At 41.6% G+C, this 24,894-nt stretch carries 26 protein-coding genes and 1 other RNA gene; 14 read left to right on the top strand and 13 right to left on the bottom strand.

The genetic code is table 11. The features are described 5' to 3' along the window. Positions 1 to 713 precede the first annotated feature (713 nt). The 5 genes from O9290_RS05495 (at position 714) to O9290_RS05515 (ending at position 4,482) form a co-directional block, all read left to right on the top strand. Complete coding sequence (locus tag O9290_RS05495) at positions 714 to 971, top strand: type II toxin-antitoxin system Phd/YefM family antitoxin (RefSeq protein ID WP_002757932.1); 258 nt, start codon at positions 714 to 716, stop codon at positions 969 to 971. Beyond that, positions 971 to 1,396, top strand: coding sequence for a type II toxin-antitoxin system VapC family toxin (locus O9290_RS05500; protein ID WP_002757933.1), 426 nt, complete (start codon positions 971 to 973; stop codon positions 1,394 to 1,396). Before O9290_RS05495 ends, O9290_RS05500 begins: the two co-directional genes overlap by 1 nt. Before the next feature lie 197 nt (positions 1,397 to 1,593). After that, positions 1,594 to 1,984, top strand: a transfer-messenger RNA (tmRNA) gene (gene ssrA, locus O9290_RS05505). Positions 1,985 to 1,993: 9 nt separating this feature from the next. Next, the gene (locus O9290_RS05510; RefSeq protein ID WP_288054709.1) at positions 1,994 to 3,160 is read left to right on the top strand and encodes a pyridoxal phosphate-dependent aminotransferase; all 1,167 of its coding nucleotides are present in this window, start codon (positions 1,994 to 1,996) and stop codon (positions 3,158 to 3,160) included. Positions 3,161 to 3,489: 329 nt separating this feature from the next. Further along, entirely contained in the window at positions 3,490 to 4,482 is a 993-nt protein-coding gene (locus O9290_RS05515) for a glycosyltransferase (RefSeq protein ID WP_288054707.1), read from the top strand. 114 nt (positions 4,483 to 4,596) lie between these two features. Here the strand turns inward: O9290_RS05515 and rsmH are convergent, their stop codons facing one another. The 7 genes from rsmH to O9290_RS05550 form a co-directional block, all read right to left on the bottom strand. Beyond that, positions 4,597 to 5,478, bottom strand: a complete 882-nt coding sequence (gene rsmH / locus O9290_RS05520; RefSeq protein ID WP_002757937.1) for a 16S rRNA (cytosine(1402)-N(4))-methyltransferase RsmH — start codon at positions 5,476 to 5,478, stop codon at positions 4,597 to 4,599. Positions 5,479 to 5,741: 263 nt separating this feature from the next. Further along, a complete protein-coding gene (gene ilvA / locus O9290_RS05525; protein ID WP_002757938.1) occupies positions 5,742 to 7,253 on the bottom strand; it encodes a threonine ammonia-lyase, biosynthetic in 1,512 nt (503 codons plus the stop codon). Between the two features lie 91 nt (positions 7,254 to 7,344). Beyond that, positions 7,345 to 7,647 carry a hypothetical protein gene (locus O9290_RS05530; protein ID WP_002757939.1) on the bottom strand — a complete coding sequence of 101 codons (303 nt, stop codon included), beginning with the start codon at positions 7,645 to 7,647 and terminating at the stop codon, positions 7,345 to 7,347. 235 nt (positions 7,648 to 7,882) lie between these two features. Next, positions 7,883 to 8,536 carry a hypothetical protein gene (locus O9290_RS05535; RefSeq protein ID WP_002757940.1) on the bottom strand — a complete coding sequence of 218 codons (654 nt, stop codon included), beginning with the start codon at positions 8,534 to 8,536 and terminating at the stop codon, positions 7,883 to 7,885. 627 nt (positions 8,537 to 9,163) lie between these two features. Continuing rightward, positions 9,164 to 9,349: a hypothetical protein gene (locus O9290_RS05540; protein WP_002757942.1), complete on the bottom strand. Its 186-nt coding sequence runs from the start codon at positions 9,347 to 9,349 to the stop codon at positions 9,164 to 9,166. Positions 9,350 to 9,351: 2 nt separating this feature from the next. Continuing rightward, positions 9,352 to 9,837, bottom strand: a complete 486-nt coding sequence (locus O9290_RS05545; protein ID WP_288027594.1) for a type II toxin-antitoxin system VapC family toxin — start codon at positions 9,835 to 9,837, stop codon at positions 9,352 to 9,354. A 352-nt stretch (positions 9,838 to 10,189) separates the two neighbouring features. Then, a complete protein-coding gene (locus tag O9290_RS05550; RefSeq protein ID WP_288027596.1) occupies positions 10,190 to 10,819 on the bottom strand; it encodes a hypothetical protein in 630 nt (209 codons plus the stop codon). A 290-nt stretch (positions 10,820 to 11,109) separates the two neighbouring features. Between O9290_RS05550 and cobS the strand changes: the two genes are divergently transcribed. Next, positions 11,110 to 11,868 (top strand): adenosylcobinamide-GDP ribazoletransferase, encoded by a 759-nt coding sequence (cobS, locus tag O9290_RS05555; protein WP_288055090.1) that lies wholly within the window; start codon positions 11,110 to 11,112, stop codon positions 11,866 to 11,868. Here the strand turns inward: cobS and O9290_RS05560 are convergent. From O9290_RS05560 to O9290_RS05570, 3 genes are all read right to left on the bottom strand, one after another. Beyond that, positions 11,865 to 12,326 (bottom strand): PPC domain-containing protein, encoded by a 462-nt coding sequence (locus O9290_RS05560; RefSeq protein WP_002786024.1) that lies wholly within the window; start codon positions 12,324 to 12,326, stop codon positions 11,865 to 11,867. The genes cobS and O9290_RS05560 overlap by 4 nt on opposite strands. Positions 12,327 to 12,726: 400 nt before the next feature. Then, positions 12,727 to 12,948, bottom strand: coding sequence for a DUF4278 domain-containing protein (locus O9290_RS05565; RefSeq protein ID WP_288027598.1), 222 nt, complete (start codon positions 12,946 to 12,948; stop codon positions 12,727 to 12,729). Between the two features lie 246 nt (positions 12,949 to 13,194). Further along, entirely contained in the window at positions 13,195 to 14,250 is a 1,056-nt protein-coding gene (locus O9290_RS05570) for a potassium channel family protein (protein WP_288027600.1), read from the bottom strand. Positions 14,251 to 14,886: 636 nt separating this feature from the next. Here O9290_RS05570 and O9290_RS05575 point away from each other — a divergent pair. After that, positions 14,887 to 17,094, top strand: a complete 2,208-nt coding sequence (locus O9290_RS05575; RefSeq protein WP_288055088.1) for a PhoX family protein — start codon at positions 14,887 to 14,889, stop codon at positions 17,092 to 17,094. Between the two features lie 85 nt (positions 17,095 to 17,179). On the opposite strand, the gene infC is transcribed toward O9290_RS05575, so the two are convergent. Next, entirely contained in the window at positions 17,180 to 17,710 is a 531-nt protein-coding gene (gene infC, locus O9290_RS05580) for a translation initiation factor IF-3 (RefSeq protein ID WP_159297672.1), read from the bottom strand. 402 nt (positions 17,711 to 18,112) lie between these two features. Here infC and O9290_RS05585 point away from each other — a divergent pair, with 402 nt between their 5' ends. From O9290_RS05585 to O9290_RS05615, 7 genes are all read left to right on the top strand, one after another. Then, positions 18,113 to 19,540 (top strand): AAA family ATPase, encoded by a 1,428-nt coding sequence (locus tag O9290_RS05585; RefSeq protein WP_288055086.1) that lies wholly within the window; start codon positions 18,113 to 18,115, stop codon positions 19,538 to 19,540. Between the two features lie 10 nt (positions 19,541 to 19,550). Beyond that, positions 19,551 to 20,252, top strand: a complete 702-nt coding sequence (locus tag O9290_RS05590; RefSeq protein ID WP_288055085.1) for a DUF4276 family protein — start codon at positions 19,551 to 19,553, stop codon at positions 20,250 to 20,252. 97 nt (positions 20,253 to 20,349) lie between these two features. Further along, positions 20,350 to 20,481: a hypothetical protein gene (locus O9290_RS05595; RefSeq protein WP_265578841.1), complete on the top strand. Its 132-nt coding sequence runs from the start codon at positions 20,350 to 20,352 to the stop codon at positions 20,479 to 20,481. A 165-nt stretch (positions 20,482 to 20,646) separates the two neighbouring features. Further along, the gene (locus tag O9290_RS05600) at positions 20,647 to 21,471 is read left to right on the top strand and encodes a hypothetical protein (protein WP_288055083.1); all 825 of its coding nucleotides are present in this window, start codon (positions 20,647 to 20,649) and stop codon (positions 21,469 to 21,471) included. A gap of 82 nt (positions 21,472 to 21,553) precedes the next feature. After that, the gene (locus O9290_RS05605; RefSeq protein ID WP_288055081.1) at positions 21,554 to 21,856 is read left to right on the top strand and encodes a HigA family addiction module antitoxin; all 303 of its coding nucleotides are present in this window, start codon (positions 21,554 to 21,556) and stop codon (positions 21,854 to 21,856) included. A 12-nt stretch (positions 21,857 to 21,868) separates the two neighbouring features. Then, positions 21,869 to 22,078 carry an antitoxin gene (locus O9290_RS05610; protein ID WP_288055095.1) on the top strand — a complete coding sequence of 70 codons (210 nt, stop codon included), beginning with the start codon at positions 21,869 to 21,871 and terminating at the stop codon, positions 22,076 to 22,078. A gap of 112 nt (positions 22,079 to 22,190) precedes the next feature. After that, on the top strand, positions 22,191 to 22,721 hold the full coding sequence (locus O9290_RS05615) for a hypothetical protein (protein ID WP_288055079.1): 531 nt from the start codon (positions 22,191 to 22,193) through the stop codon (positions 22,719 to 22,721). A gap of 279 nt (positions 22,722 to 23,000) precedes the next feature. On the opposite strand, the gene O9290_RS05620 is transcribed toward O9290_RS05615, so the two are convergent. Continuing rightward, positions 23,001 to 24,260 (bottom strand): trypsin-like peptidase domain-containing protein, encoded by a 1,260-nt coding sequence (locus O9290_RS05620; RefSeq protein ID WP_288055077.1) that lies wholly within the window; start codon positions 24,258 to 24,260, stop codon positions 23,001 to 23,003. After that, entirely contained in the window at positions 24,257 to 24,826 is a 570-nt protein-coding gene (locus O9290_RS05625) for a COP23 domain-containing protein (protein WP_288055075.1), read from the bottom strand. Before O9290_RS05625 ends, O9290_RS05620 begins: the two co-directional genes overlap by 4 nt. Positions 24,827 to 24,894: the final 68 nt, after the last annotated feature.

Raw genomic sequence — 24,894 nt, forward strand, 5'->3', positions numbered from 1 at the left:
CACACCCCACACCCTCTTTCCAGTCAGAGGCAATCAGGGCAAAATGATAAGTATTTTATATGCAAATACCTTCAATGCTTAAAAATATTTAAATTTACAATCGGTAATATTTATTTTTACTTAAGAATTTATTGAGAATAATTTTTATTTATTTACGAGGTTACAATACTTCCAGCGATTCTGGTATAATTTTGCATTATGCTATGATGCCTCTTATTGTAATTTTTAGGGTTTTAATGATCTGGGTTGTCTTAAAACCCTTGCTAAATCTAGACTTTTCCCTTGGGCAAAACCAAACAGTTCCGCCAATTTTCCCTTTTTTCCCGAACAACGTTGATCTAATTTTTGTGTAGTTTTGTTGCAAAGTCAAATTTTTTTTGACAAAATGGCTAAATTGTGGTATGGAGATAGATTGTTGATAGGTGGCCATTCAAACCGAGGCAATCAATAATTAGGACTTGCTGAATAAGTTTGTTGGTGGGGTTAGGAGCCGGTGGTCGGGAGGGTAAGTGAGAAGATCAGACAGAATTTGAAGAATGAATGGCGACACAAGGAAAGCCCTGCTCTCAAAGCGTTTTCAATGCTGCTCCGATACGCGATCATCTTCAAACTTGACAACGCCGCCGATCGCGCATCAACCTTGAATCGACTCTGGTATGAGTGGAAATCGATATACTAGAATTATTATGGTCAAGATGTCCAACTTAAGATCAATGACAAAAATCCTCTCGACAGCCGAAGTGAAAGCGCGTCTTTCCGAATCGATCGATCTTGCTCTCCAAGAGGGCTACGTTGTCATCACCCGCTACGGCAAACCCGTGGCTGCCCTAGTGAGTTACGAAGATATCCGACAATTGCAACGACTGAGAAGCGCTCGTCAGAGGGGAGGGTTAGCGAATTTAAGCGAAAATTGGGAAGATTCCGAAGAATTAGCCGAAGAACTGGATAATATCTTGGACGAGAGAACCTGATGGCTTATCTCTTTGATACCGATGCTATTTCAGAGATGTTACGCAAGCGCCCGCTACTGGACTATCTGCAATGGTTACGATCGCTAGATCGAGAAAATCAATATACTAGCAGTATCACGATCGCCGAACTATACAAAGGTGCGTTCCGTTCCCCCAAGCGCAATGATTTTCTGGAAAAAATCGAAACGAGAATTATCCCCGAATTCACGATCCTGCCATTCGATCGCTTGACAGCGAAAATTTACGGAGAAATTCAAGCGCAACTAGAACAACAGGGAAATATTCTCGCCCATGCCGATTTACAGATCGCATCCACGGCGATTCAATCTAATCTAGAACTGGTTACGGGTAATATTCAACATTTCGCCCGTGTAGAAGCTTTACGGATTAATTACACTCTCGTCCACGCCAGGGCATCTTCATAAAATGTTCAGAGTTGAGGCAACTTCGGCATCAACCATGGCAGCTGGATCGCAAATATAGGATAACTTTCCCAAAAATCAGCGATAAAAACCTTTTTTACCGATCTAGCCCGGCTCTAACGCCTGGGAAGGGAAAAATCCTCAATTGAGCCGAAATTAGCTTAATCAAAAAATATGCTATAATCAGAATGTAAGCACAAGGGGCCGTAACGGTTTCGACAGGTTAGCGAAAGCTCCCCCGTGATACAGGTCGAGAGTGAGTCTCCTCTCGTAAATCAAAGGCTCAAACAAAAAGTAAATGCGAACAACATCGTTCCTTTCGCTCGTAAAGCCGCTCCTGTAGCTGCCTAATAGTCTCTAATCGACTCGAGCATTCATAGTTTGACTCCGTTAAGGACTATGGATAAACCCCCAACGGATGCCACGTTTAACTTTCTCTAGTTAGTTAACCGTCTAAGCTTTAACTAGAGCATCCCACTGTCCGGGATAAGTGACAGTCCCCGTTTCGAGGGTAATCGAAACTAAACCTGTGAATGAACGGACAGTCAATACCTAATTTGGACAGCAGTTCGACTCTGCTCGGCTCCATTGATTACTTTAATGAAAGACCTTCTCTCCCGCATGGACGGGGTACAAACACCGATCATTCCCGTGGTCGGTCAATTAATTAAAGCGAACCCCGGCACTATTTCCCTAGGTCAAGGGATTGTTTCCTATTATCCACCCCAGGAAGCGATCGAATCTCTATCTTTATTTTTAGCCAATCCCAAAAATCATCAATATCAATCTGTGGCGGGAATTCCCCCCTTATTAGCAGTAATTCGGGAAAAACTAGCCGAAGATAATCGGGTAGAAATCAGCGATAAACAGGCAATTTTTGTGACGGCGGGCAGTAATATGGCCTTTATGAATGCCATTTTAGCCATTACTTCCCCGGAGGATGAAATTATTCTCAACACTCCCTTTTATTTCAATCATGAAATGGCCATAAAAATGGCTGATTGTCAAGTAATTTTGGTCGCCACAGACAAAAATTATCAATTGCGTCCGGCTGCCATTGAAGAGGCAATCACGGAAAAAACTAAGGCAGTGGTGACGATTTCTCCTAATAATCCCACGGGAGTAGTTTATCCAGAAAATACCCTAAGAGAAGTCAATCGAATCTGTCAAAAAAAGGGCATCTATCACATTCATGATGAGGCCTATGAGTATTTTACCTATAACCATGCCCGTCACTTTTCCCCGGGGGCAATTGTTGGCAGTGAATCCTGGACTATTTCCTTATTTAGTCTCTCAAAAGCCTACGGTTTTGCCAGTTGGCGCATTGGTTATATGGTAGTACCAGAACATTTATCTGAGGCGATTAATAAGATTCAGGATACTATTTTAATCTGTCCGCCGGTGGTTTCGCAATATGCGGCTCTGGGAGCGTTACAGGTGGGTAAAAGCTATCCTTTAGAACAGTTAAAAACCATCAGTAAAGTTAGAGAAATTTGCCTGAATGCTCTAGAATCGATTAGGGATATCTGTGATGTTGCCACTGCGGAAGGGGCTTTTTATTTCTTCCTGAAAATTACCACAGACAAGAATGATTTTCAGTTAGTTAAAAGTTTAATTGAGCAGCAGCGGGTGGCGGTGTTACCCGGTTCAACTTTTGGGATAACAGAAGGCTGTTATTTGCGTCTTGCCTACGGTGCTTTATCTCCAGAAACGGCTTTAACGGCAGTAGAAAGATTGGTAAAGGGACTGCGTTATTTTAGTCAGTGATTTTCAAGAATAAATACCGGCTTTTTTTCTTGGTTTTTACTTTACCACAACTGATGAAAAACCTTCTCTTGCCCATGGATGGGGTGCAAACACCGATTATTGCTGTGGTCGGTCAATTACTTAAAGCGAAGCCTGGTACTATTTCCCTAGGTCAAGGGATTGTTTCCTAATTATCCACCCTAGGAGGCGATCGAATATATTTCTTTAGACTAGGGGTTTGGCTGGCTGGTTTCCATAATCAGAATTGCTGACCTCTTGAGCTACAATTGACGGCAAAGCGTTTTTGCGCTAAACTATGGGACAAAGAATGCTTTGGCCTTATATAATTAATGCGAACAATCTATTTTTACGCCCCTGACGAAATCAGACAAAAAAATATCAGGGAAGACCAGACTCTATGGACAGGCGATCCTAGCAATTTTACGGCTTGGATAGCCCAAACCTACTTTCATCTTAAACAAGCTGGCTTTCCCTGTGAAATAGCCAGAGAAATCCCAGAGCAAGGAATTTTAATCGCCGACCGAGACACCCTAGATAATGACTATCCCTTCTTGGATAAGGTCATGTTAATTTGTGTCCAAAGCGACAAAGAATATCACCCTTCGGCTCACCTACACATTGTTTATAATCCGTATACTTGGGAGAAGACTAAAGACTCTATTTGGAACCCCCATCTAATTAGTCATTGGCCGATGCCCGGGTTAATTCCCAGAGATAGGGAACGGAACACCCTAGTGGAGAATATTTCTTACATTGGCAACAGGGGTCAGTTGGCACCGGAATTAAGGTCGGAAGCATGGCGAGAGTCTTTGGATACTCTCAATTGCCATTGGATGCCGATTTGGGATAAATTTCAATGGAACAATTATACTAATCTAGATGTGATTGTAGCCGCGCGTAGTTTTGATTCTCGAAATTATCCTAATAAAGGTTCTATTAAGCTAATTAATGCTTGGCACGCCGGTGTTCCTGCCCTTTTGACTCCAGAGTTAGGCTTTTTAGCAGAAAGAAAGACGGAGTTAGATTTTATTATTATTCACTCTCTAGAGGAAACAATTCAAGCAGTTCGTCGTCTGAAAAGTTCTCCAGAACTTTATCAAAAAATGGTTGAAAACGGTTATAAGAGGGCGAAAGAACACACAATTGAAACCACTTTAAATCAATGGATATCTTTTTTTAAAGATGTGGCTTTTCCCACCTACGAAAAATGGTCTGCTTTAAGTCAAATTGAAAAAAGATGGTTGTTCAGTCAGCGATATTTAGCTTTCAAATACGACAGATTTAAACACAAAATAAACAACCTTGGCAAGTCAAAAGCATAATTCAATTCTCGATCGATTATTTCTCCTTCGTGTAAAAAATAGTTGATAGCCTTTCTCATCAAGATAACGACTCCCTAAAACCAGATAGTTTGTACCTCACCATTAAGATAACTGCTATAGGATAACCTCTGATTCGATCTTTTGGGCTATTCTTAGTTTAGCCGAACGAGAACGAGGATTTTTAGCTTGTTCTTCCCGGCTGGGAATAATCGGCTTTTTCGTGATAATTTTCAAGGAATTATCTTCGCGAAAGCCATACTTGATCAGACGATCTTCTAGACTATGAAAACTGATCATAGCGATAATTCCCCCGGATTTTAGCCAGTGGGGGGCTTGATCTAACAATTGTTGGAGAGAATCTAATTCTTGATTAACAGCGATGCGTAGGGCTTGAAAAACCCGCGTTGCCGGATGAATACGTCCATAACGGTAACTAGCGGGTACAGAACTAGCGATGACAGCCGCTAATTCTGTAGTGGTAGTAAAAGGACGTTTTTGGACGATCGAGCGAGCAATAGGACGAGATAAACGTTCTTCTCCGTATTGATAAAAAAGATCTGCTAATTCTTTTTCGTGCCAATGGTTGATAATATCGGCTGCCGTCAGGGATTGACAGCGATCCATCCGCATATCTAAGGCTGCCGTGTGGCGAAAACTAAAGCCGCGCTCGCTCTGATCGAATTGGGGAGAACTGACTCCTAAATCGGCGATAATGCCATCAAAACTGCTATTTTGTCCATTGTAATCGGCGAAGTTCCCCCACCAGAGGGTTAAACGGCTATCTAGATAGGGGGCGAGACTAATTTTAGCGGCTTCTAGGGCGCTTTGATCGCGATCGATGGCGGTTACTGTGGTTTCGGGATGAGCTTCTAAAAGCAAGCGGCTGTGTCCACCACCCCCTAGGGTAAGATCGAGATAATGCCCCCCGGGTTGAATATTTAAGCCGGCGATTAATTCTTGACTCAAAACGGAAATATGGGGAAAATCTTGATTCATATGCTGATAACTTCCTGAAAATGGCGATTTAACCTAGGGTTTGCTGAAAAAGTTTGTTGGTGGGGGCAGGGTGTGGGGTGTGGGGTGTGGGGTGTGGGGTGTAGGGTGTAGGGTTTTACCGATTTTGGGGTAGTCAGTTACCTAATTTTCAGGGAAAAAGTGCCTGAATTTTACCCCCGATCACTCCAATGGTCAGCACTTTTTGAGGGGAAAAAAGTCTAAAAGCCTTATCCAACAAGGTTTTTAGATTTATTCAGCCAACTTTAACCTAAAAACAACTGATAGGCCCGATTTTGACTTTCATCCCAATAGCGATAGCCGAGAGTATCGAGAAAAGCTTGCCATTGATTCATTTCATCGGGGGGGACCTGTATGCCCACGACGATGCGCCCGTAATCGGCCCCGTTATTGCGATAATGGAAAACGCTGATATTCCAGTGGGGACTCATGGAGGCGACAAATTTCATTAAAGCCCCCGGTCGTTCGGGAAACTCGAAGCGATAAAATAATTCATGATCGGCTAAATGCGATCGCCCTCCCACCATGTGGCGCAGATGCAATTTAGTCAATTCATCATCGCTAATATCGAGGGTTTTAAAGCCACAAGCTTCAAAACTCTCGGCTAATTTCTTGGCATCGGTGCGATTTTCGATCTGGGCGCCGACAAAAATATGTGCTTCTTTTTCATCGGCAATGCGATAACTAAATTCGGTTAAATTGCGTTTGCCGACACATTCGCAAAAACGCCGTAAACTGCCCGGTTGTTCGGGAATAGTAACAGCATACAACGCCTCGCGCCGTTCCCCTAATTCTGCCCTTTCCGCCACAAACCGCAGACGATCAAAGTTCATATTCGCCCCACAAGCCACAGCAACGAGGGTTTTATCCTCAATTCCTTCTCTTTCTACATAAGCTTTCGCTCCTGCTACCGCTAACGCCCCCGCAGGTTCTAAAATCGAGCGTGTATCTTGAAAAACATCCTTAATCGCCGCACAGATATCATCCGTATCCACTAGGATAATCTCGTCCACATACTGCTGACAAAGACGAAAAGTCTCCTCTCCCACCTCGCGCACCGCCACCCCGTCGGCAAATAATCCCACTTGGGACAAACGCAGCCGATAACCGGCTTTTAGGGATTGATTCATCGCGTCTGAGTCCACAGGTTCCACCCCGATAATTTTAATTTCTGGACGTAAACGCTTGACATAGGCTGCAATACCTGATATTAAGCCACCGCCACCAATAGCGACAAAAATCGCCTCGATCGGTTGCTGATATTGTCGTAAAATTTCCATACCGATCGTACCCTGGCCGGCGATTACCTCCGGATCATCGAAGGGATGGATAAAAGTTAAGCCTTTTTCCGCTTCTAACTGCCGCGCGTAGGTGTAGGCATCATCGTAGGTGTCACCGTGCAGGACGACAATCCCGCCCCGGGCTTTTACCGCGTCGATTTTGACTTGCGGAGTGGTGACAGGCATAACGATAATCGCTTGGGTTCCCAATTGCCGCGCCCCCAAAGCGACTCCCTGGGCATGATTTCCCGCCGAAGCAGCAATTACACCTTTTTGTAACAAATCCCTTGACAAATGCGCCATTTTGTTGTATGCGCCGCGCAGTTTAAAGGAGAAAACCGACTGCATATCCTCGCGCTTGAGTAAAAGCTGATTGTGCAAACGTTGGGAGAGATTGGGGGCAAGTTCCAAGGGGGTTTCTTGGGCGACATCGTAGACGCGTGCGGTGAGGATTTGAACCAGGTAATCGCAGTACATTATTCTTTTTTGGCGGTGGGGATTGGCGAGTCAGGCTAGGATACAGAATAGATCATCGTCAGTCCGGTTAGCAATAAAGAGCTATCAGCTGTCAGCCGTCAGCTTTTTGCTCTGTGTTCCCTACTTCCCACTTCCCACTGATGTAACCTCTCAATAACTGCTGGAAGCTGTCGCGAACAAAAATCAAGGTCGTGTAGGGGTTGCTATGAGGGAGAAAATCTGGTTTAACACAGATAGGAGGATTGCCACAGAGAGCCAAAGGAAAATTGAGAAAGCCCTCCGCCAAGAAGTAGATAGCTGACAAAACCTCGTAACGAACCACCCAACTGGAAGCCCAACTCAGAGAACAGAAAAAGCTCAAAGGCCGACCGAAGATAAGAGCCAGCCAACTCAACGAAAAAACCCCGGCGTTGCTTAATCAAGGTATGAATGCTAATTTTGCATATATCAAAAAGTCAGTTTGAGCCTGAGTTTTAAAAAATGTAGATGCAATGATTCATACCCAAAGTCAGCAACGCCGAGCATCTTTCAATTTGACAACGCCTAAACCCACAGCTTCAATCAATGTGCATGGTGCGTTCCCCAAAATTGATCGGTGGAGCAGTAGGAGCCACATTAGGGAACGCACCCTACGGCTGCGGCGCTCGGTGTGCATGGGCGTTGTTATGCTTTTCCAAATTCGATTTTGAATAAGGCAATTTTATGAATGAAATACCAAATATATTTCTCTTATAAATCTGCCTAGTTTGATTATATCTTTGCATCGCATTTCGCAGATCAAATTTAATGTCATTAATGAACTGGTCAGGAAAAGGTTCTCCAACAATATGCTTGGTATCTATATTGTTTTCCTTCCACAATCTAAATTGAGCTTGTTCTTGAGTGGCATGACGAAGATAATTGGAAAAACTAGCAGGCATTTCCGCCCCTTCAACTAGATAAAGCTTGGTTCGCAAAATTCTGACTATTTCTTTATGAAGATCACAGAAATATTCATTCTTAAAAAAGGACTCAATTTCCTTCTTTTGCTCTTCACTTAGTGGATCATGAACCCCAGAGGCAGGATTAACAATATCTTCTTTGACATAATATAACGTATCAATTTGATTCACGAGATTGAAGAGTAGTCCATAGAATTCTTCAATCTGGCTTCTATAATGCTCAATTGTATGTTCAAGTCTCTTAGTATTGTCTTCTCTGATTTTAGTTAAGTAAAAGGTCAGTATTGAGCCTGCAAGTGCTAGTGTTCCAGCAATCAACGCAACAACAACTTCTGTCTTCATATTAAATAGACCTCGACCTAGTATTATATTAAGACTAACAGTCTTTCTAGTTAAGGAATCTAACAAAATAAAACTGCATAACTATATATTATATGTAAACTTTCCACATATCACGCCAAATACACATTTTTTAAGAAATATTTCCGTATATTCTGAAACTTTCCCTATAACATTACAAGTAACCGTGTTATGCCGAATTATTATATAGCGGTAAGCGCTTGAGTGAGATACAAACCAAGCTTTGCCTAGCATGGTTTATAGCTCGTGACACTGTACCTCATACGACTGCACACCGCTATAGGCGTTCTCATGTTTTGAAAATCCCACAGGGTGGCCGATACAAAATTAGGTTATACCTCATCTTTATGAGAAAGGCTGCCATACCGGGAGCGAATTTGGCTGGGATTTACTACCATATTTAACTTCATTTGTCAAGAAATTCGCTAATTTTAAGGTGCGCCATCGCACTTAAACCCACAGATGCAATCAATGTGCATGGTGCGTTCCCCAAAAATCGATCGCTGGAGCAGTAGGAGCCACATTAGGGAACGCACCCTAGGGAGATAGCGTACTGCTACGCAGTGCCTTCGGCATCGCACTATAGATTTAGCGGTTCCATTGAATGCTTTAGCCGGCGGTCGGGTGCAGTGATTTGTTAGACGCTCGCTTAATTGGCAACCTAACTAATCTATCTTTATGAGCCAGTTGCTTCTGCTTTAAGTCATTAAAAATAGCTCTTAAGTCATATTGAAACGATTGAGCGTATTCTTCTCTATACTTGTGAATTTCATCGAGAATTTCATTTTTATACATGACTAAACCTCTAGGTTATATCCAATAAGCTCATAAGGAGTGCAAATAACTGGCAATATATATCCGAGATCAGAACTAATCTGAGCCAGCTGGTGGTGAATTTGGGCATTTGCCATGTGCTTGCAGTTCCATGTTAGCAAATAATCTAAGTTATAGACGGTTGCTAATGCCATATGTAAAGCGTCGTTAGATGCCTTTAGGGGCAGATTGCTTTGAGTCAGAAACGCTTGCGAAAGTTCAAACGCATCTTCCGTAAGTTCGAGAAGCATTAGGGATTGTAACAAGTTTAACCGTTGAGCGGCGATTATCGGATCTCCCTTAGCTGCCTCATCTTCAACGATCTCTGATGCGTAAAGCGTAAATGAGCTACTATGTTCGTTCCACCAATCCTGGGTGATCTTGATATTAGCAGCAACGATCAGATTGTCAGTGGGTCTGGCGGTTAAATGCCCAACAATACTTGTTTCAATATAGACGCTTCCATTCACGGCAACCTAGAATATCTTTTCGCTCTCTATCCTACCTTATTTAATCTTGGTTTTGAGGGTGTTGGGTAACAGCCGTCAACCCAACCGACAAGATCAGCGTACTGCTACGCACTGCCTTCGCCATCACACTTAAACCCACAGCTGCAATCAATCTGCATGGTGCGTTCCCCAAAAATCGATCACTGGAGCAGTAAGAGCCACTTTAGGGAACGCACCCTACGGCGATCTGTTTTATCAGCACTCTAGGCTATTTATTCCCCTAGAAACGAATCGCACCGTTACATTTCATTAACCCACCCTACAAGATCGGCGATCGCTATAAAATTGGCAATCGCACTATATATAAACAGTCTCACCAGTCTCTGACAACTTTTACCATAGCTACTTCTGACCATTTTTCCCAAATACTATTGGGAACTCTCAAAGTATATCGTGTTCTGTTGCCTCCTTGACCTTCTTTATCAAGGTTTTTCGCTCCTAAAAACACACCAGAACTATCTATAAATTCAGCCCTAAAGCCATGCTGCAATAATTCAAGTCTTAAGTAAGCTTCTCTCGCTGCTGGGCTTCGTTCTGCTTCTGGAGGAATTGAAAATTCAACAATCCACTCTACTTGTTGATTCTGTTGATTAAATGCAGGTTCTTCAATCATTTTATACGAAAATGCTGCATAATCTCCTACAGAACTAGAATTAAAAACACTATGGTCCCATTTTGGATTTGATAAATTTGGAGTTGGTTCAGTAGTAATAGTAGGAGTTGATGTAGGTATTGCTGTAGGTGATGGCGATGGTTCAGAAACACTTGGAGAATAAGTCGGTTGCTGACGATTTAATTGTTCTTTTAGACTGCGAATTTCTTTTTGCAGATATTCAACTCTTTGATCGTCGGTTTGGGGACGAGAGGCGTAAGTAGCAATAAACGCGCAAGCCAGCATAACAGCAGCCCAAATTGGCCATGGGATTTTTGATTCATTTGACATTTTGCTTGAGGAAGATAGAAGTTTTAAAGATTAGGCGATCTAACTACATAATATACGGAAACTTTCCGTATCTCACGCCAAATACACATTTTAAAAAAAATCTTTCCGTATATTCCTCTCCTATAGAGCAATCGCAAGAACTTTTCCTATAAAATTACAAGTAACCGTGTTATGCCGAATTAAATCATTATAGGCGTTCTCAGATGTTTTGAAAATCCCACAGGGTGGCTGATACAAAATTAAGTTATACTTCATCTTTATGAGAAAAGCTGCCATACCGGAATCTAATTTTGGGGGGATTGACTACCATATTTAACTTCATTTGTCAAGAAATTCGCTCATTTTTAGGCGCAATCGCTTTTTACACGATTATTCCCGTTCCGATTGCCTGGCCGGATTTTGGCAGAATTGCCCGATGGATTGCCTTAGTGGGCTTATTTTTGGGTTTAATTTTGGTTTTGCTCGATATAACTCTAGCTGGTCTGGGAATGCCACCCCTGACTCGTGCGGTTGTCCTTGTGGGGGTTTGGGTTTATCTAACGGGAGGACTACACCTTGATGGAGTTAGTGACACGGCCGATGGTTTAGCTGTCACCGACCCCCAGCGTCGTTTATTGGTCATGGCCGATAGTGTTACCGGGGCCTTTGGAGTCATGGCCGTGACTATGGTTTTGCTGCTAAAAATCGCCGCTTTGACCGATTTAAGCGATAATCGAGCCTTAGCTCTAATTTTAGCACCAATTTGGGGACGTTGGGGGCAAGTAATGGCGATCGCTCTTTATCCCTACCTCAAACCCACCGGTAAGGGAGCCTTTCATAAAGTGGCTTTTTGTCTGCCTTGGGACTGTGGGGGAGTAATTTGGGGGTTAATCGCCCTATTTGGTGGTCTAAGGTGGGGAATAATCGCCATTAGTGCTGGAATCGCCCTCGCTCTGCTTACTGGTTACTGGTTATATCGTCGTCTTCGCGGTCACACCGGCGATACCTACGGTGCGGTGGTAGAGTGGACAGAGGCTCTATTCTTGGTTTTTTTGACAATAATTAGCTAATTTTTGCCCTCCACAGCCCGTAAACGGGTTAATTTCAGGGTAAATTTTCCCCCACCGGTTTCTCCGAAAGCTCTCACCCGAATAATATATTTACCCGACTCGGTAATCCGTGCAAAGAGGAGAGCATTAGTGCCACCATCGGGACCATCATCATTTTCCGCTACAGTGGAACCATCGTCAGCCAGGAGAATTAAAACTCCATCAAAGTTTTCCGATTTGAGATCGATGGCCACCTGATCATCCTTGTCCAAATCCACGGTATAATCCCTAGCAAACCCTCCCTCCCCCGTGGGAATATCTTTGTCGGTGAGAGTATCGTTAATTTCTTTGTTGAGGATGAGGGGGACGGGATTATAGATTTTTTCTGCTCGCACCGGTAAAGATTGACCGCTTAACCAGAATAAAGTGAGCAAGACGCATAAACTAGAATAGCGACCAGTCAAAGGGAATCTTGTCATAGGGGCAGATGTTCGTTTTCTCAATCTCCCTATTCTACAAAAAACTGATAACTATCAGCAGTTCGACAAAATTAAATTCAGACTCCGGAAAGGGGGAACGCTGGAACTGCGGAACTGCGGAAGGGAAAAATATGTGTAATTAATTTTGCTTAGGTAGTTATTCCTTGTTGGCAAAACAAATAAAAAAATCCCCCTTGAAGCGAGGGAGCAAGAGGGGAGATAAAACCCGTTTAAGGTAATTAATAAAATCATTAAGTAGGTAGGTGTTAAAAGTTGTCAGACACCCCCCTTGATAAGGGGGGCAGGGGGGATCAAACCTAAAATCCATTTTTAATTTAATTATAACCAGCTACTTAATTGACAATCTTTAAAAGAGATTGATTGAAAAAAGAACTAGAAGTTAAAAACTTAAAGAGGGTCTTTCCATGGGCAAAGAAGCTAAAGATTGAGTGATATGATAGGCTTGACCGCGATAGGTAAAGGCTACCGGTTTCTCAATGCTTTGAGCGACATCACGGTTTTTTAAATAGGGAACACCACGATAGCCTAAAATCAGCGGACTGGAAGCAACGGTGGCAGTGGGATTTTTCTCGTAAGCAATGCCGCGATAGGTTAATTTCATAGGTGTCTCTGGAGATAATTAGTGAGTTAGTCTTATCTCCATCTGCGGCGAAATTAATTCCAGAAAAGCTCAACTTTTGGCTCTCTTGGGTTCGGTGGCTAAAATGTATTCTAAGATACAGTCCTGCTGGCGAGCAAGCGGAAGGAACCACAGAGACACAGAGGACACAAAGATTGATCGCTCTTATATAAGTTAAACTTATCACACAAAGAATTAGAGATCTCAACTTTTTTCTGGTTAAATATCCTACCAAGAAGACCCACGATAGCGCATTTCTCGACGCAGAGCATAACGACGGGCAAAATTGGGAACATCGCCCCGATGACCTAATAAAATGACCGTATCGCCTTGCTGTAGAATGGTGGAATGGTCGGGATGGGTGATGACACGACCATCAAATTGACGGACAGCAACGATAATAAAAGCACCCTGTCCCCGCACTTCCATCTGACTGATGGGTTGTCCCAAAAAAGGCGAATCGCTTAAAATTGAGTATTCTTCAAATTGCAGGTCGATATCGGCTAATAATTCGTTGAGATTGCGCCTACCTTCATCTTCCTGTAAAAAATCGATTGCGGCCGGATGGGTGATTAAATGGGCCATTCTCTCTGCTCCAATGGTAGCAGGTAAGACCACTTGATCGGCCCCGGCTAGTTTTAATTTTTTCTCGGTGCTGGGATATTCTCCCCTAGCGATAATGTATAGTTGCGGACTGAGTTCCCTTGCGGTTAAAGTGATAAAGACATTTAAGGCATCATCGGGTAACACCGTCGCTAAAACTCGCGCTTTGTCGATACCGGCTTTCTGGAGAATACTTTCATCGGTGGCGTTACCATTAAGAGTTAAGTAGCCTTTTTCCTGAGCTAATCCAATGCGATCGGGGTTATTATCGACGATAATAAAGGATTGGGCTGTTTTTGCCAATTTAGTCGTTAGAATGCGTCCTATACGCCCAAAACCGCAGATTATGACGTGATTTTCTAGGGATTCCATCTCTTTATTCATCTGGCGATCGCTAAAAGCTTTGTTAATTTCTCCCTCGGTGAGCATCTGAAAAAAACCTCCCACCACATAAACGGCCGAGGTGGTCCCACAGACGATAACTAACATGGTAAAAGCTCTCAGACTGGGAGTGTTAATCGGTTTAACTTCCCCGAAACCTACCCCAAATATGGTGATAATCACCATATAAACGGCATCGAGAAAGCTCCAACCGTAGGCCATATAACCGATAGTTGCTCCGACTACCGTAGCGAGAAAAAAACTCGCACCGATGATGATCCTTTTCAGTGAACTTTGCATCGATTTCTGTTAACTGACAATCTAGCTATCAGCTTACAACTGTTTACTGTTTACTGATCACTGTTTACTGATCACTGTTTACTGTTTCACCGCGTTTTAATAAAGCTTGTCTTGCTTGTTTTTCATCTAACCAGTATTTCGGTAAAGCATACCGATGGGTGAAATGTAATATATAGCAATTCCCATAGTTGTGAGGTACAGAGTCTTAGGTTTTGAGGAGTCAGGAGTCAGGAGTTAAGATTTTGGTATACCTCATGAGATTGGGAAACGCTATAGATATTTCTACATAATCCTCTCAGATTTGCCTGAGAAAATAACATTTCTCCCAGTTGCTTGGTTCCGATGAGGGAATTTACCGAGATGATCTTAAAATCAATGTTCGGCAGCAACTAAAGCAAGAAATAAACTTTGATCTAATGTCCGAGGGAGGGATGGGATTTTCTTACCTCTTTTTTCTCCTCCTGTCTCCGAATCTCCTCACCTAACGGAAGATTTTTTATTTTTGCAGGAGAGCTTTTTAACTGGCTGTTAACTTAGTCATAACTTGGATACTGTATAATCCCTATGTCAAGTATCCGTAATAAAATTTAACCTAATCAAGGTCTGAACATCAGTTTTGACTTTATTAATGAAAATATGAGTATTTCTCGCCGTAATTTCCTCACCTTTTTAACTGCCACTGCTGGTGTCTCTTTTTTCAGTCTGCAAGAGAAAAAATATTCCTCTCTGATTAGCAGTCCTGCGATCGCTGCTAATAATTTCGGCTTCAACTTTGTCCCAGTCAAACTGCCGATTCCCTTAAAAATTGACGGTATGAGCGATGAAAGCCAAAAAAATGCCTATCAAACCTATAAAGTCCTAGATGATCTCGTTCTTCCGCAAGGATTCACCTATGATGTGCTGGCCCAGTGGGGGGATGCAGTGGGTGATTCCCGTTTCGGTTATAACAATGATTATCTATCTTTTATCGAAACCAGTGCGGGTCAAGGTTATCTAACCGTTAATTTTGAATATATCAGTGGTCGTACTTGGCTACAAACCTTTGAACAAGTGATTGGTAAAACCCTACCCGTCAAGGAAGTACGGGAAAAAACGAATGAAAAGGGTGAAATTGCCGCCTATCGCCTGCAAGATGCCAGCTTAAAGGCAAAAATCGAGGAAATATCCCTAGAAGGCTTAATTGATCAGGGAATTGGCGTAATTTCCCTGGCTAAAGATCAAACGGGAAAATGGCAACGTACCTATAGTAAAGCCGATCGCCGCATTACCGGTATTTCTGGACTAAAGGACGGTCGCTACCTGAAAGCGACCGGTCCTGCTGTAGCAATTTTTACCAAAACCGATAAACTTGGCTACGATGACGGATTAGGGGCAAAAATTATCGGAACATTTCAAAATTGCGCCGGGGGAACAACTCCCTGGGGGACTGTATTTAGTGCCGAGGAGAACTTTCAAGACCAAGTGACCGAGGTAGTGTTAAAAGATGGTTCCTCTTTGCATCCCGATACTACTCCCTTTATTCTCAGTAGTGGGGAAGTGGATGGCCGGGGTAACGTCTTTGGGTTAGCGGGAAATAAATACGGTTGGATGGTAGAGGTGGATCCAGCCAATCCCGACGATTATGGCACAAAACACACTTGGTTAGGGCGTTTTCGCCATGAAGCGGTCGCTTTTCTCGCTCAAACGGGGCAACCCTTGGCGGTTTATTCAGGTTGCGATCGCAGAGGCGGTCATGTCTATAAATTCGTTTCCGAGGGCAAAATTAGCGATATTAAGCAGAAAAATAACTCAAAACTCCTAGAAAAAGGAATGCTCTACGGGGCCAAATTCAACCCCGATAAAACCGGTTATTGGATACCCTTAAATCCCGACACGGAGATAAATCCCGTCCTACCGAGTCAAATTGCCGCTAGTCGCGGGGATGGGGTGGTAGCCTTGCCGAATCCCGAAAGAACGGTCAATGATACTAAATTACTGCTATTTAAGGACGATGAGGAGATTCTAGCCTACAAAGCTAAATATAAGACCCTCGCAGACCTGTATGAAGGTAATAGGACGGAAAAACAGGGGGCAATTCTCATCGATGCTCATTTTGCAGCTAACGCCGTTGGGGTCACTTGTACTGGTCGCCCGGAAGATACGGAAGTGGACGAGAATGGCACTTTATATATGACCTTTACCTCTGGTAGTCCCAGTGAAGCGGAGGGAGGAGCCGATAAGGAAATATTTAAGGGGCCAAATGGCGAAATACCCTACGAATTTGGTTGGATTATCAGCTTAAGGGAAGATAATAACGATGCTGCTTCCTTAAGTTTTCGTTGGGATGTGGTCGCTTATGGAGGGGAACCGACAGAGAAAGGTGAGGGTTTTTCTAATCCCGATAACCTCGCTTTCGATAAACAGGGAAATCTCTGGATGGTTAGCGATATTTCCACGGGTGGGTTAAATCGAGAGATGAAAACTCGTTATCCCCAAGGGGTCCCGGTTAGTCAACGGGATTTATTGGGTATTTTTGGCAATAATAGCGCTTGGGTGTTTGCCAAGGGTCAAGAGCATCCCTATCCTTTTGCTATCGCTCCCATGGATGCGGAATTAACGGGATTGTACTTTACTCCCGACCAAGAGACGTTATTTCTGGCAGTACAACATCCGGGGGAAGCGGGGGGAATTCGTCGGGATTTGGCCTTTGAAAACCGCAAATTTGCCCTTAAAACCACTAATGGGCAGGAATTTGAACAAATACGACAAGTACCCCTAGGGTCGAATTGGCCCAGTGGTCAAGTTAATCAACCTCCCCGGCCGGCAGTGGTGGCGATTCGGCGAACCGAGTCAAAATCTGGATAATACATTTGTTTTAGATGATTGGTTTCCTTTCCGGATTGCCGAAAAACAAAAAAGGGGTCTTAGCCCCTTTTTCCGGATTAGTTAGTTATTTTTTCGGCGATAACATCATCATCATGTTACGACCTTCTTTTTTTGGTGCTTGCTGTACCTCAGCCACATCCTGTAAGTCTTTGGCCATGCGCGCCAGTAATTCTTCCGCTAGGTTAGAGTGTTGAATTTCCCGGCCTCGGAAGGTAATCGTCGCTTTTACCTTATCTCCCGCTTTTAAAAAACGTTGCGCTTGGTTGACTCGCACGTTGTAGTCATGCTCATCGATTTTATAGCGCATTTTAACTTCTTTTATATCGGCTGTATGCTGTTTTTTCTTGGCTTCGCGGGCTTTTTTCTCCTGTTCAAACTTGTACTTACCATAGTCCATAATCCGGCAAACGGGAGGAATTGCCGTTTCACTGACGAGGACGAGATCAAGTTCCTTTTCTTCGGCCACGCGTAAAGCTTCGGCAGGAGTAATAATTCCTAGTTGAGAGCCGTCGCTATCGATAACGCGGATTTCGGGAAAGCGGATTCTTTCGTTAATTTGGGGGAGATCGCGAGTAGTGCGTCTTTTATCTATCACAGGCGTTCTGGGTTATCTCTATTCTGGTTAATTAATCGGTTGGAGTTTACAAAATGATTTACTTGCTATTCTACCTACTCGATCGAGTTTCTTGGCCAATTGTTAAGTTTTCTTGCAATGTTAATTTTTAGCCGCCGGTCATCAGCCGCCGGCCGTCAGCCAGATAAGCTGTTGTCTATGGGCTTTGTTAGACTAAGACCCCATACTCTCAGGAATCGATCGGTAAGGTGCGTTCCCCCTCGTTGCAGCAGGGAACGCACCCGACAAAATCGGCGTAATCGCACTACCTCTGTAAACCAATGTCTAGATTATAGTAGGACGGTATCAGGCGAAAGTTGAGAAGATTGTCCAGTATGGTTAAATGTTGCGCTGATGTTTTAATATTACCTATCGCCTAAAACTATGATTACTTATATTAAAATTCATGGCTTTAAATCCTTTCATAATTTTGAAATGGTATTCACGCCGCTTACTGTAGTTGCTGGGGTTAATGCTTCTGGTAAGAGTAATTTATTTGATGCTTTGCAATTGTTGGCGCGGCTGGCAGAAGTGGATCTGAAGACGGCTTTTAGCGAGCAACGAGGACATCCTAGCGAACTTTTTACCCAGTATGATGAGGACGACTACGCCACGGAAATGGAATTTATAGTTGAAATGTTAGTCAATCGCAAGGTAAAAGATAATTGGGGTGGGGAAGTCGATCTTAAATATACAAGATTACGCTATCAATTAAAAATTAAACGAGAGTCTAATATAAGTGGATTTGAAAACTTGTATATTGTTGATGAACGTTTAGAAAATTTAAAGCACAATGAAGATAATTGGGTAAAAAATTATATTCCTAAGACAGTATTGGAAACTTGGCGACCAAAAGTAGTAACGGGTAGGAGAGCGATTCCTTATATTAAGACTGAAGATAAGAGTGGTATTGCTACCATTGTTGTACCTCAAGACGGTCAACAAGGGAATAAAAAAGTATTTCCCGCAAAAAACGCATCACAAACTGTTTTAAGCAGCATTAATACCATAGATTTTAAACATATATTAGCCGCCAAACAAGAAATGCTGAGTTGGAAGTTTATGCAGCTTAATCCCGAAGATTTGCGAGAACCTACTCGTCAAGATATGGGCATCAGAGATACAATAACAGCAAGCGGAAAGAATTTAGCCGCTGCTTTATTTCGCATTAAACAAGATGATGAATATACCCTCACAGCAATTTCCCGTGATCTCAATAATCTGCTACCGAATCTTACAGAAGTTAATGTTTATGACGACAAAGCAAATCGACAATTTATTATCAAGGTAAAAGGTGATGATGGTCGGGAGTTTTCTTCAAGAGTGCTTTCCGAAGGAACCCTACGTTTATTAACATTATGTGTCCTGCAATACGACCGACAACACACAGGATTACTGTGTTTTGAAGAGCCAGAAAATGGCATTCATCCTTTTCGTATTGAAGCAATGGCAAGATTATTAAAAGAGCTAACTGTCGATTTTGAAGATACTGAAATGCCTTTACGCCAAGTAATAGTGAACACTCATTCTCCAGTTCTGGTGAGTCAATTAATTAATTGGCAAGATGATAAAAATGTCAGCATTTGGCTTTCTCAACTTACCACTATAATATCCACTATTGAAGGGAAGCGAATTAAGATGAAAAGCAGTAATTTTCACCCTGTTATCAAAGAGAATAAAAAGCAATTAACCTTATTTTTCTCCGAAAATGAGGCCAAGCTAACTCTCTCGGAAGTTGTCGAATATCTAAAAACTGCTGATGCTGAAAGTGCGATTAAAAATATTAAAAATCAACAAAACCAATTAATTTAAATCAATTAAGATGGCAAAAAAAATCAAACAAATAATTATTGCCTTAGCTACAGAAGGCAGTTCCGATCATAGATTTTTAACGAATATTATTCAGCGCACTTTCGAGAGAGTTGCTTTTGACGATGAACAAGAAATAGAAATTTTTGACCCAATTTGTCTTCCACAAATCTCTGGCGAAAATATCCGAGAAAAAGCTAAAAAATATGCAATTCAAGCGGTGGAGAAGGGAGCAATGGTTTTGTGCTTCCATGCAGACGCAGATGATAAAACAGATGAAAACGCATTTAAGGAAAGAATTAATCCGGCTTTTGATGCTATTAAATCAGACGAGCGAGACTTATGTAAAAATTTAGTTGCTATCGTTCCAATACAAATGACTGAAGCCTGGATATTAGCAGACAAAGAATTACTAAAAAAAGAATTGTGTACAAATAAAAGTGATAGTGAGTTAGCAATCGATAAAGAACCAGAATCTTTTAGCAATCCGAAAGAAACAATTAAAAATGCCATCAATAAAGCCAGAGAAGGTATAACTAAACGCTATCGAAATAAACTAAAAATTGACGATTTATATTCACCGCTTGGTACAAAAATCGAATTGTCGAAATTAGAATCCTTGTCTTCCTACAAAAAATTTGAAAAGGCAGTACGAGATATTTTTCCACAATTAACGAAAGTCAACAATATAGAGGATAATCCTGATCAAAGGTGAATAGGATCTTGCTAATACCATTTTTCTAAAGTAATGGCAGAGATGGTTAATTGCCTCCAACCTCAAACCCTATTCTAGAAAGGTAGAGGGGAGTAGGATGTCTGCCACGAATAAAGAAAAATGGCATAAGGTGCGTTCCCCCTCGTTGCAGCAGGGAACGCACCCGACAAAATCTCATTATAATTATTATCGATATCGCACTAACGTTATTATTCTCCTTGACGGCTAATTTATCCGATAAGATCAATGATTACACTGTAGTTATAATATCGTTACGGCGGATTCATGTTTGTTCTGGTAAATTCTCCACCCTGAAAAGCTTACCCAATAAGGAATTGGCTGTACCAGAGAAATAAGGTAACTGCTGTATGCCATCAACAACCATCCTCAACCAATGATCCCTAAACTACCCTTTTCTAGGAAAAACAATCAGCAAAAAAGTCATCCATCCGAACAGCCCTCTGTAAATTCTACCAAACCAGAGACAAAATCAAAACAATCGATCATTACAAGGATCGGTCAACTATTACTTTTCTGGACAAACAATCAGAACAAAAGTCATCAATCCGAACAGCCCTCTGTAAATTCTACCGAATCAGAGAAAAAAAACACGATCCTTTCATGGCTAATGGAATTCGGGCAAAAAAGTTTACTGATAGCGATCGTGACTGCATCGGGTTCGGTTATAGTTACTTTTATCACTAATCCCGATAAAGTTCAACTCTGGCTAACTATTTTATTCCCAAAACCTGTTTCCTTCTCTTGCGAGGGGATCACTGTTCAAATCCCGCAGAATTGGCAACAACTTGGATGTCAATCTGTTGCAATTCCTAATGTTCCTGACGCTACCATCATCCCCAAGTCTTTTGTTAGTAATGAAAGCAATTCTCCTAAAATACGCTTGATTGTCGAAGAGCTTTATGACAACGATGTTACTTTGCAAAAATTTTACCAGAAAAGAGCTATGACTGCTATAGATAACAAAAACAATACTTATTTTATAGGTAATAAAAAATTTCAATTCAAGGGTAATTCAGCTAACTATGAATTAGTTTATGATGCAGACAATATTAAACGAAGAGATATTGGTTTTTTATACAGTAAAAAACAATATACGATTCGTTATGAAGCCAGTACCCAAGACTTTGATAAGTATGAAAAGGAAGCGAAAGAGATAATCAACTCTTTAGAGTTAGATTCGGTTAAAGAAGCGAAATAGTCTATGATTAAAAGTTTTTGCTGTCAAGACACAGAAACCCTGTCATGTTGAAATTGTTGATTATCATTAAAGGAGGTTGATGATGAATAATTGGAAAAGTTCCATTCACCCCGGTGAAATTCTCGCGGATGAATTAGAAGAAATTGATCTTACTATCTCTCAGCTTGCCCAAAAAATTTATGTTTCGCCAGAAACTCTATATCACATCCTACAAGGAGACGTGAATCCCACGGGAGATATTGCTTTAAAATTAGGACGTTTCTTTAATACTGGTGCAGAATTGTGGATGAATTTACAAAAGGCTTATGAGTTGGATGTAGCCAGAGAAAATCTAGGCAATAGGCTAGAAGAAATCATTCCTTATCAATCTATTTCTTCTCTATAGAGGATAATCATGATGAAACGTGAATATGACCTTGCTAACATGAAAAGTCGTCCTAATCCTTTTTCTCAAAAATTAAAGAAACAAGTCACCTTACTTTTAAGAATTGAAGTGATTGAATATTTCGAGAATAAAGCCAAAGAAAAGGGTATTTCTTATCAAGAGTTAATAGATTTATATCTTCAAGATTGTATGACCAATCAAAGAGAGTTATCTTTTGATTAACGCCTTAAGTTCCTTAAAGCCTTGGAGTTAGGGGTTAAGTACCTATCCGTGCTACGATCTCGGCTATAATAGCATCATTCGGTTTTCTTTATTGTGTGAGGAGTCACCTGATATGGTTTACAGAACATCGGCTTTTGGTTTACTCGCTTTGGCTTTATTGGTTTCGGGGGTTAGCGTGTCGGCATCTCAGAGAATGACAGGGGTAAGGGAAAGCCAAGTCAACGACGGAATCAATAGCAGTAGGGACACACAACTACTGGCACAACGAGGCAATGTTAATGAGAATAAATGGTTTGCGGGAGTTTTACAAAGTTGTACCCGTGCGGCTAAAAGTGTCAAATGTTCAGTGGTAGTTAGAAGCACAGAAGATTTAGGAGCTTATGTTTATTGCGGATATGACAATATTACCCGATTATTTGATATATATGGTAATGTTTATCCCTGCGGACAAATACAAATTGGAAATCAAAAATCTGAAGGTGATAGAAGTGTTTTGAGTTCAAGATTTCCTCAAGGAACACCCGTTAAAGTAATTCTAACATTTAATAATGTCTCCAATCAAGTTAACGAGTTTGATACGCTTGAACTTCATTTTCAGTATAAGGAATTTCTAAGATTCAAGAATATTAAATTGCCCAGTTAAACACTCGTAATCGTGAGGATTCAGCTTATGTTCAATTTTCAAAATTGTTGAATTATTGAGGTAAAATATTTGTAAGGATTCAGGTCATACAAAAAGCAGTCAAACCCATGCTGTGTAAGCATTTAGGCGAATTATGGACAAATCCTCATTCTCATTAAGAAACGCTGAAAGCCTTAATTTTCGTGCTTATTGAGAATGAAACTGTTAGTTTAGCGAGTTCTGAGATTTTAGAAGCCGCTCTGTGACTGCATTTGAGGCACCTGAATCCTTACAAATATTTCAGTAATAATTCACACACTCCTGTATTTTACTATTTAAGATAGTTCCCCTACTTCCCCAAGTTATATTCGGATCTTTATATAAGATATCATCAAGAGGCGCGGGTAAACCGAAAGGACTTTTTCCTAATTCCCTGCCATAAACAAACCAAATCGGATAAAAACCATCATGAGGATTTTTTCGATTGTATAGGCTCTCGACGGAAAGGGTTGATATGTTTTGAATATTGTCAAACCATCCTAATCTCTTAGCGAATCTTGTATATTGATCAATGTTCGACACGATATCTTGTTGATGATATTCGCTATAAATTCTACTTTGCACCTCAAAACCGTACCTTTTTTTTGAGGCTTCACTCCACTTTCTATTTAGATACCTCAATGTTTCACATTCTAAATTCTTCACCTCAAAACTATTTAGATCGCCTGACTTATCTGAATCGCCTTTACTTAGTAAAATCTCCCAAGTTTTATCATTCGCTTGTCCCCATTTTTTAGCCGCTAGTAATTGCTCCAAAGTTTGATTGGGAGAGGGAAGATGGGAAGATAATCTTTGAGAATTCCGAATCGCTTGCCACTGAGGATATAAATCAATAGGAATCGCTAAAGATGATGATTTATTCCCAGAAGCGTCTTTATCTGCTTCGACTAATATTCCGACTAATTCACCATTTTTATTAACAACCGCGCCGCCACTCATTCCGACTTCCGTTGTTACATCCATCTTCAGCGTTGCCCCCTTTTTCCCTTTTAGTAGAGCATCAGGAGGTAATTTATCATTAAATTTACCCAGGTTAAGGGTAGGAGTAGATAGTCTTTTTGTAATCTTAGAGGAAGGAAGCGGATAGCCAGAAACGGTTAGATCATCGGTGGGTTGTAATTGCTGGCTATCTCCTATATTCGCCGTTCGATATTTAGCAGAACTTTGTATGGTAATCTCCGCTAGATCGTAATCGTCAATTTGCTTAATATTTTTCTCATTAATGATGTGGCTACCGATTATTTGCTGATTAGAAGGATTAAAAATTAAAACTTTATAGTTTCTCTTTTCTTGCACCACATGATATGCTGTTAGAATCGTGTAGAATTGTCCTTGCTGGCGAACGATTACCCCAGAACCCCCATCCTCTTTATAGCTTCCTTCTACATCAATTCTGACGGTAATCCCCTTTAATTGTGATTGATCCAACTGAGCGATCGCCACAGGAAAAGGTATCAATATCGAGACAATACCCAACCAAGCGAACCATCTTTTTATCATTGTCTTTCAGTCCTCGATCGCTCCACTTCTTCGAGAAACTTCTTGACATGAATATAAACTTCTCGGTGAGTCTCCCCATAATAAAAACGAAACTCTCCCGTTAATTTTAAATCCGTCCGATAGCGAAGGGCTAACATCTTATCTAAAACTCTCTCCGCGTTTTCCCCTCGCTTTAATTTAACGATAAGTTCTCTTTCGGTATCGCAAGCTTTATCTTTGGGTTCCTTGACAAAACAAATGATCGGATAATTATCACTCGATTTTCCCGTCCGTAAAAAAGAACGACTCCAGGTTTTATCGTCATATCTTGCTTGAATAATCTCAGAAACTTCCTTGCACCGCTCTAGTGGCTTTTCCCCCGCAACTTCCTCCACCCAATAAATAAATGGTACTAAATTTCCCGTTCCGTTCTGGATCATTGTCGTGGGAACTTTTTGCTTTGTGGAGGGATAGCTTTCTATTTGACAGGTAACTTTGGGTGATTCCGTTCGCCCTTGTTGTGGGGTGAAACCATTAGAAAGCATAACAACAAATGCCAAGGGGAAATAGCGCCAGAAAACATTCATCGCGGTTGTCGCAAGCGAGAAGTATATGCCGCGATTGTATCATAATCGGTAAGGTGCGTTCCCTGTCG

It is taken from the genome of Microcystis sp. LE19-41.2A (assembly GCF_027530405.1).
Classification (GTDB): Bacteria; Cyanobacteriota; Cyanobacteriia; order Cyanobacteriales; family Microcystaceae; genus Microcystis; species Microcystis aeruginosa.

Bases quoted from the DNA above. Each gene is read 5' to 3' on its own strand.
- O9290_RS05495 (WP_002757932.1), top strand. From the start codon at position 714: ATGACAAAAATCCTCTCGACAGCCGAAGTGAAAGCGCGTCTTTCCGAA.
- O9290_RS05500 (WP_002757933.1), top strand. From the start codon at position 971: ATGGCTTATCTCTTTGATACCGATGCTATTTCAGAGATGTTACGCAAG.
- O9290_RS05510 (WP_288054709.1), top strand. From the start codon at position 1,994: ATGAAAGACCTTCTCTCCCGCATGGACGGGGTACAAACACCGATCATT.
- O9290_RS05515 (WP_288054707.1), top strand. From the start codon at position 3,490: ATGCGAACAATCTATTTTTACGCCCCTGACGAAATCAGACAAAAAAAT.
- rsmH (WP_002757937.1), bottom strand. From the start codon at position 5,478: ATGAATCAAGATTTTCCCCATATTTCCGTTTTGAGTCAAGAATTAATC.
- ilvA (WP_002757938.1), bottom strand. From the start codon at position 7,253: ATGTACTGCGATTACCTGGTTCAAATCCTCACCGCACGCGTCTACGAT.
- O9290_RS05535 (WP_002757940.1), bottom strand. From the start codon at position 8,536: ATGAAGACAGAAGTTGTTGTTGCGTTGATTGCTGGAACACTAGCACTT.
- O9290_RS05540 (WP_002757942.1), bottom strand. From the start codon at position 9,349: ATGTATAAAAATGAAATTCTCGATGAAATTCACAAGTATAGAGAAGAA.
- O9290_RS05550 (WP_288027596.1), bottom strand. From the start codon at position 10,819: ATGTCAAATGAATCAAAAATCCCATGGCCAATTTGGGCTGCTGTTATG.
- O9290_RS05560 (WP_002786024.1), bottom strand. From the start codon at position 12,326: ATGACAAGATTCCCTTTGACTGGTCGCTATTCTAGTTTATGCGTCTTG.
- O9290_RS05565 (WP_288027598.1), bottom strand. From the start codon at position 12,948: ATGAAATTAACCTATCGCGGCATTGCTTACGAGAAAAATCCCACTGCC.
- O9290_RS05570 (WP_288027600.1), bottom strand. From the start codon at position 14,250: ATGCAAAGTTCACTGAAAAGGATCATCATCGGTGCGAGTTTTTTTCTC.
- O9290_RS05575 (WP_288055088.1), top strand. From the start codon at position 14,887: ATGAGTATTTCTCGCCGTAATTTCCTCACCTTTTTAACTGCCACTGCT.
- O9290_RS05585 (WP_288055086.1), top strand. From the start codon at position 18,113: ATGATTACTTATATTAAAATTCATGGCTTTAAATCCTTTCATAATTTT.
- O9290_RS05590 (WP_288055085.1), top strand. From the start codon at position 19,551: ATGGCAAAAAAAATCAAACAAATAATTATTGCCTTAGCTACAGAAGGC.
- O9290_RS05595 (WP_265578841.1), top strand. From the start codon at position 20,350: ATGTCTGCCACGAATAAAGAAAAATGGCATAAGGTGCGTTCCCCCTCG.
- O9290_RS05600 (WP_288055083.1), top strand. From the start codon at position 20,647: ATGATCCCTAAACTACCCTTTTCTAGGAAAAACAATCAGCAAAAAAGT.
- O9290_RS05605 (WP_288055081.1), top strand. From the start codon at position 21,554: ATGAATAATTGGAAAAGTTCCATTCACCCCGGTGAAATTCTCGCGGAT.
- O9290_RS05610 (WP_288055095.1), top strand. From the start codon at position 21,869: ATGAAACGTGAATATGACCTTGCTAACATGAAAAGTCGTCCTAATCCT.
- O9290_RS05615 (WP_288055079.1), top strand. From the start codon at position 22,191: ATGGTTTACAGAACATCGGCTTTTGGTTTACTCGCTTTGGCTTTATTG.
- O9290_RS05620 (WP_288055077.1), bottom strand. From the start codon at position 24,260: ATGATAAAAAGATGGTTCGCTTGGTTGGGTATTGTCTCGATATTGATA.
- O9290_RS05625 (WP_288055075.1), bottom strand. From the start codon at position 24,826: ATGAATGTTTTCTGGCGCTATTTCCCCTTGGCATTTGTTGTTATGCTT.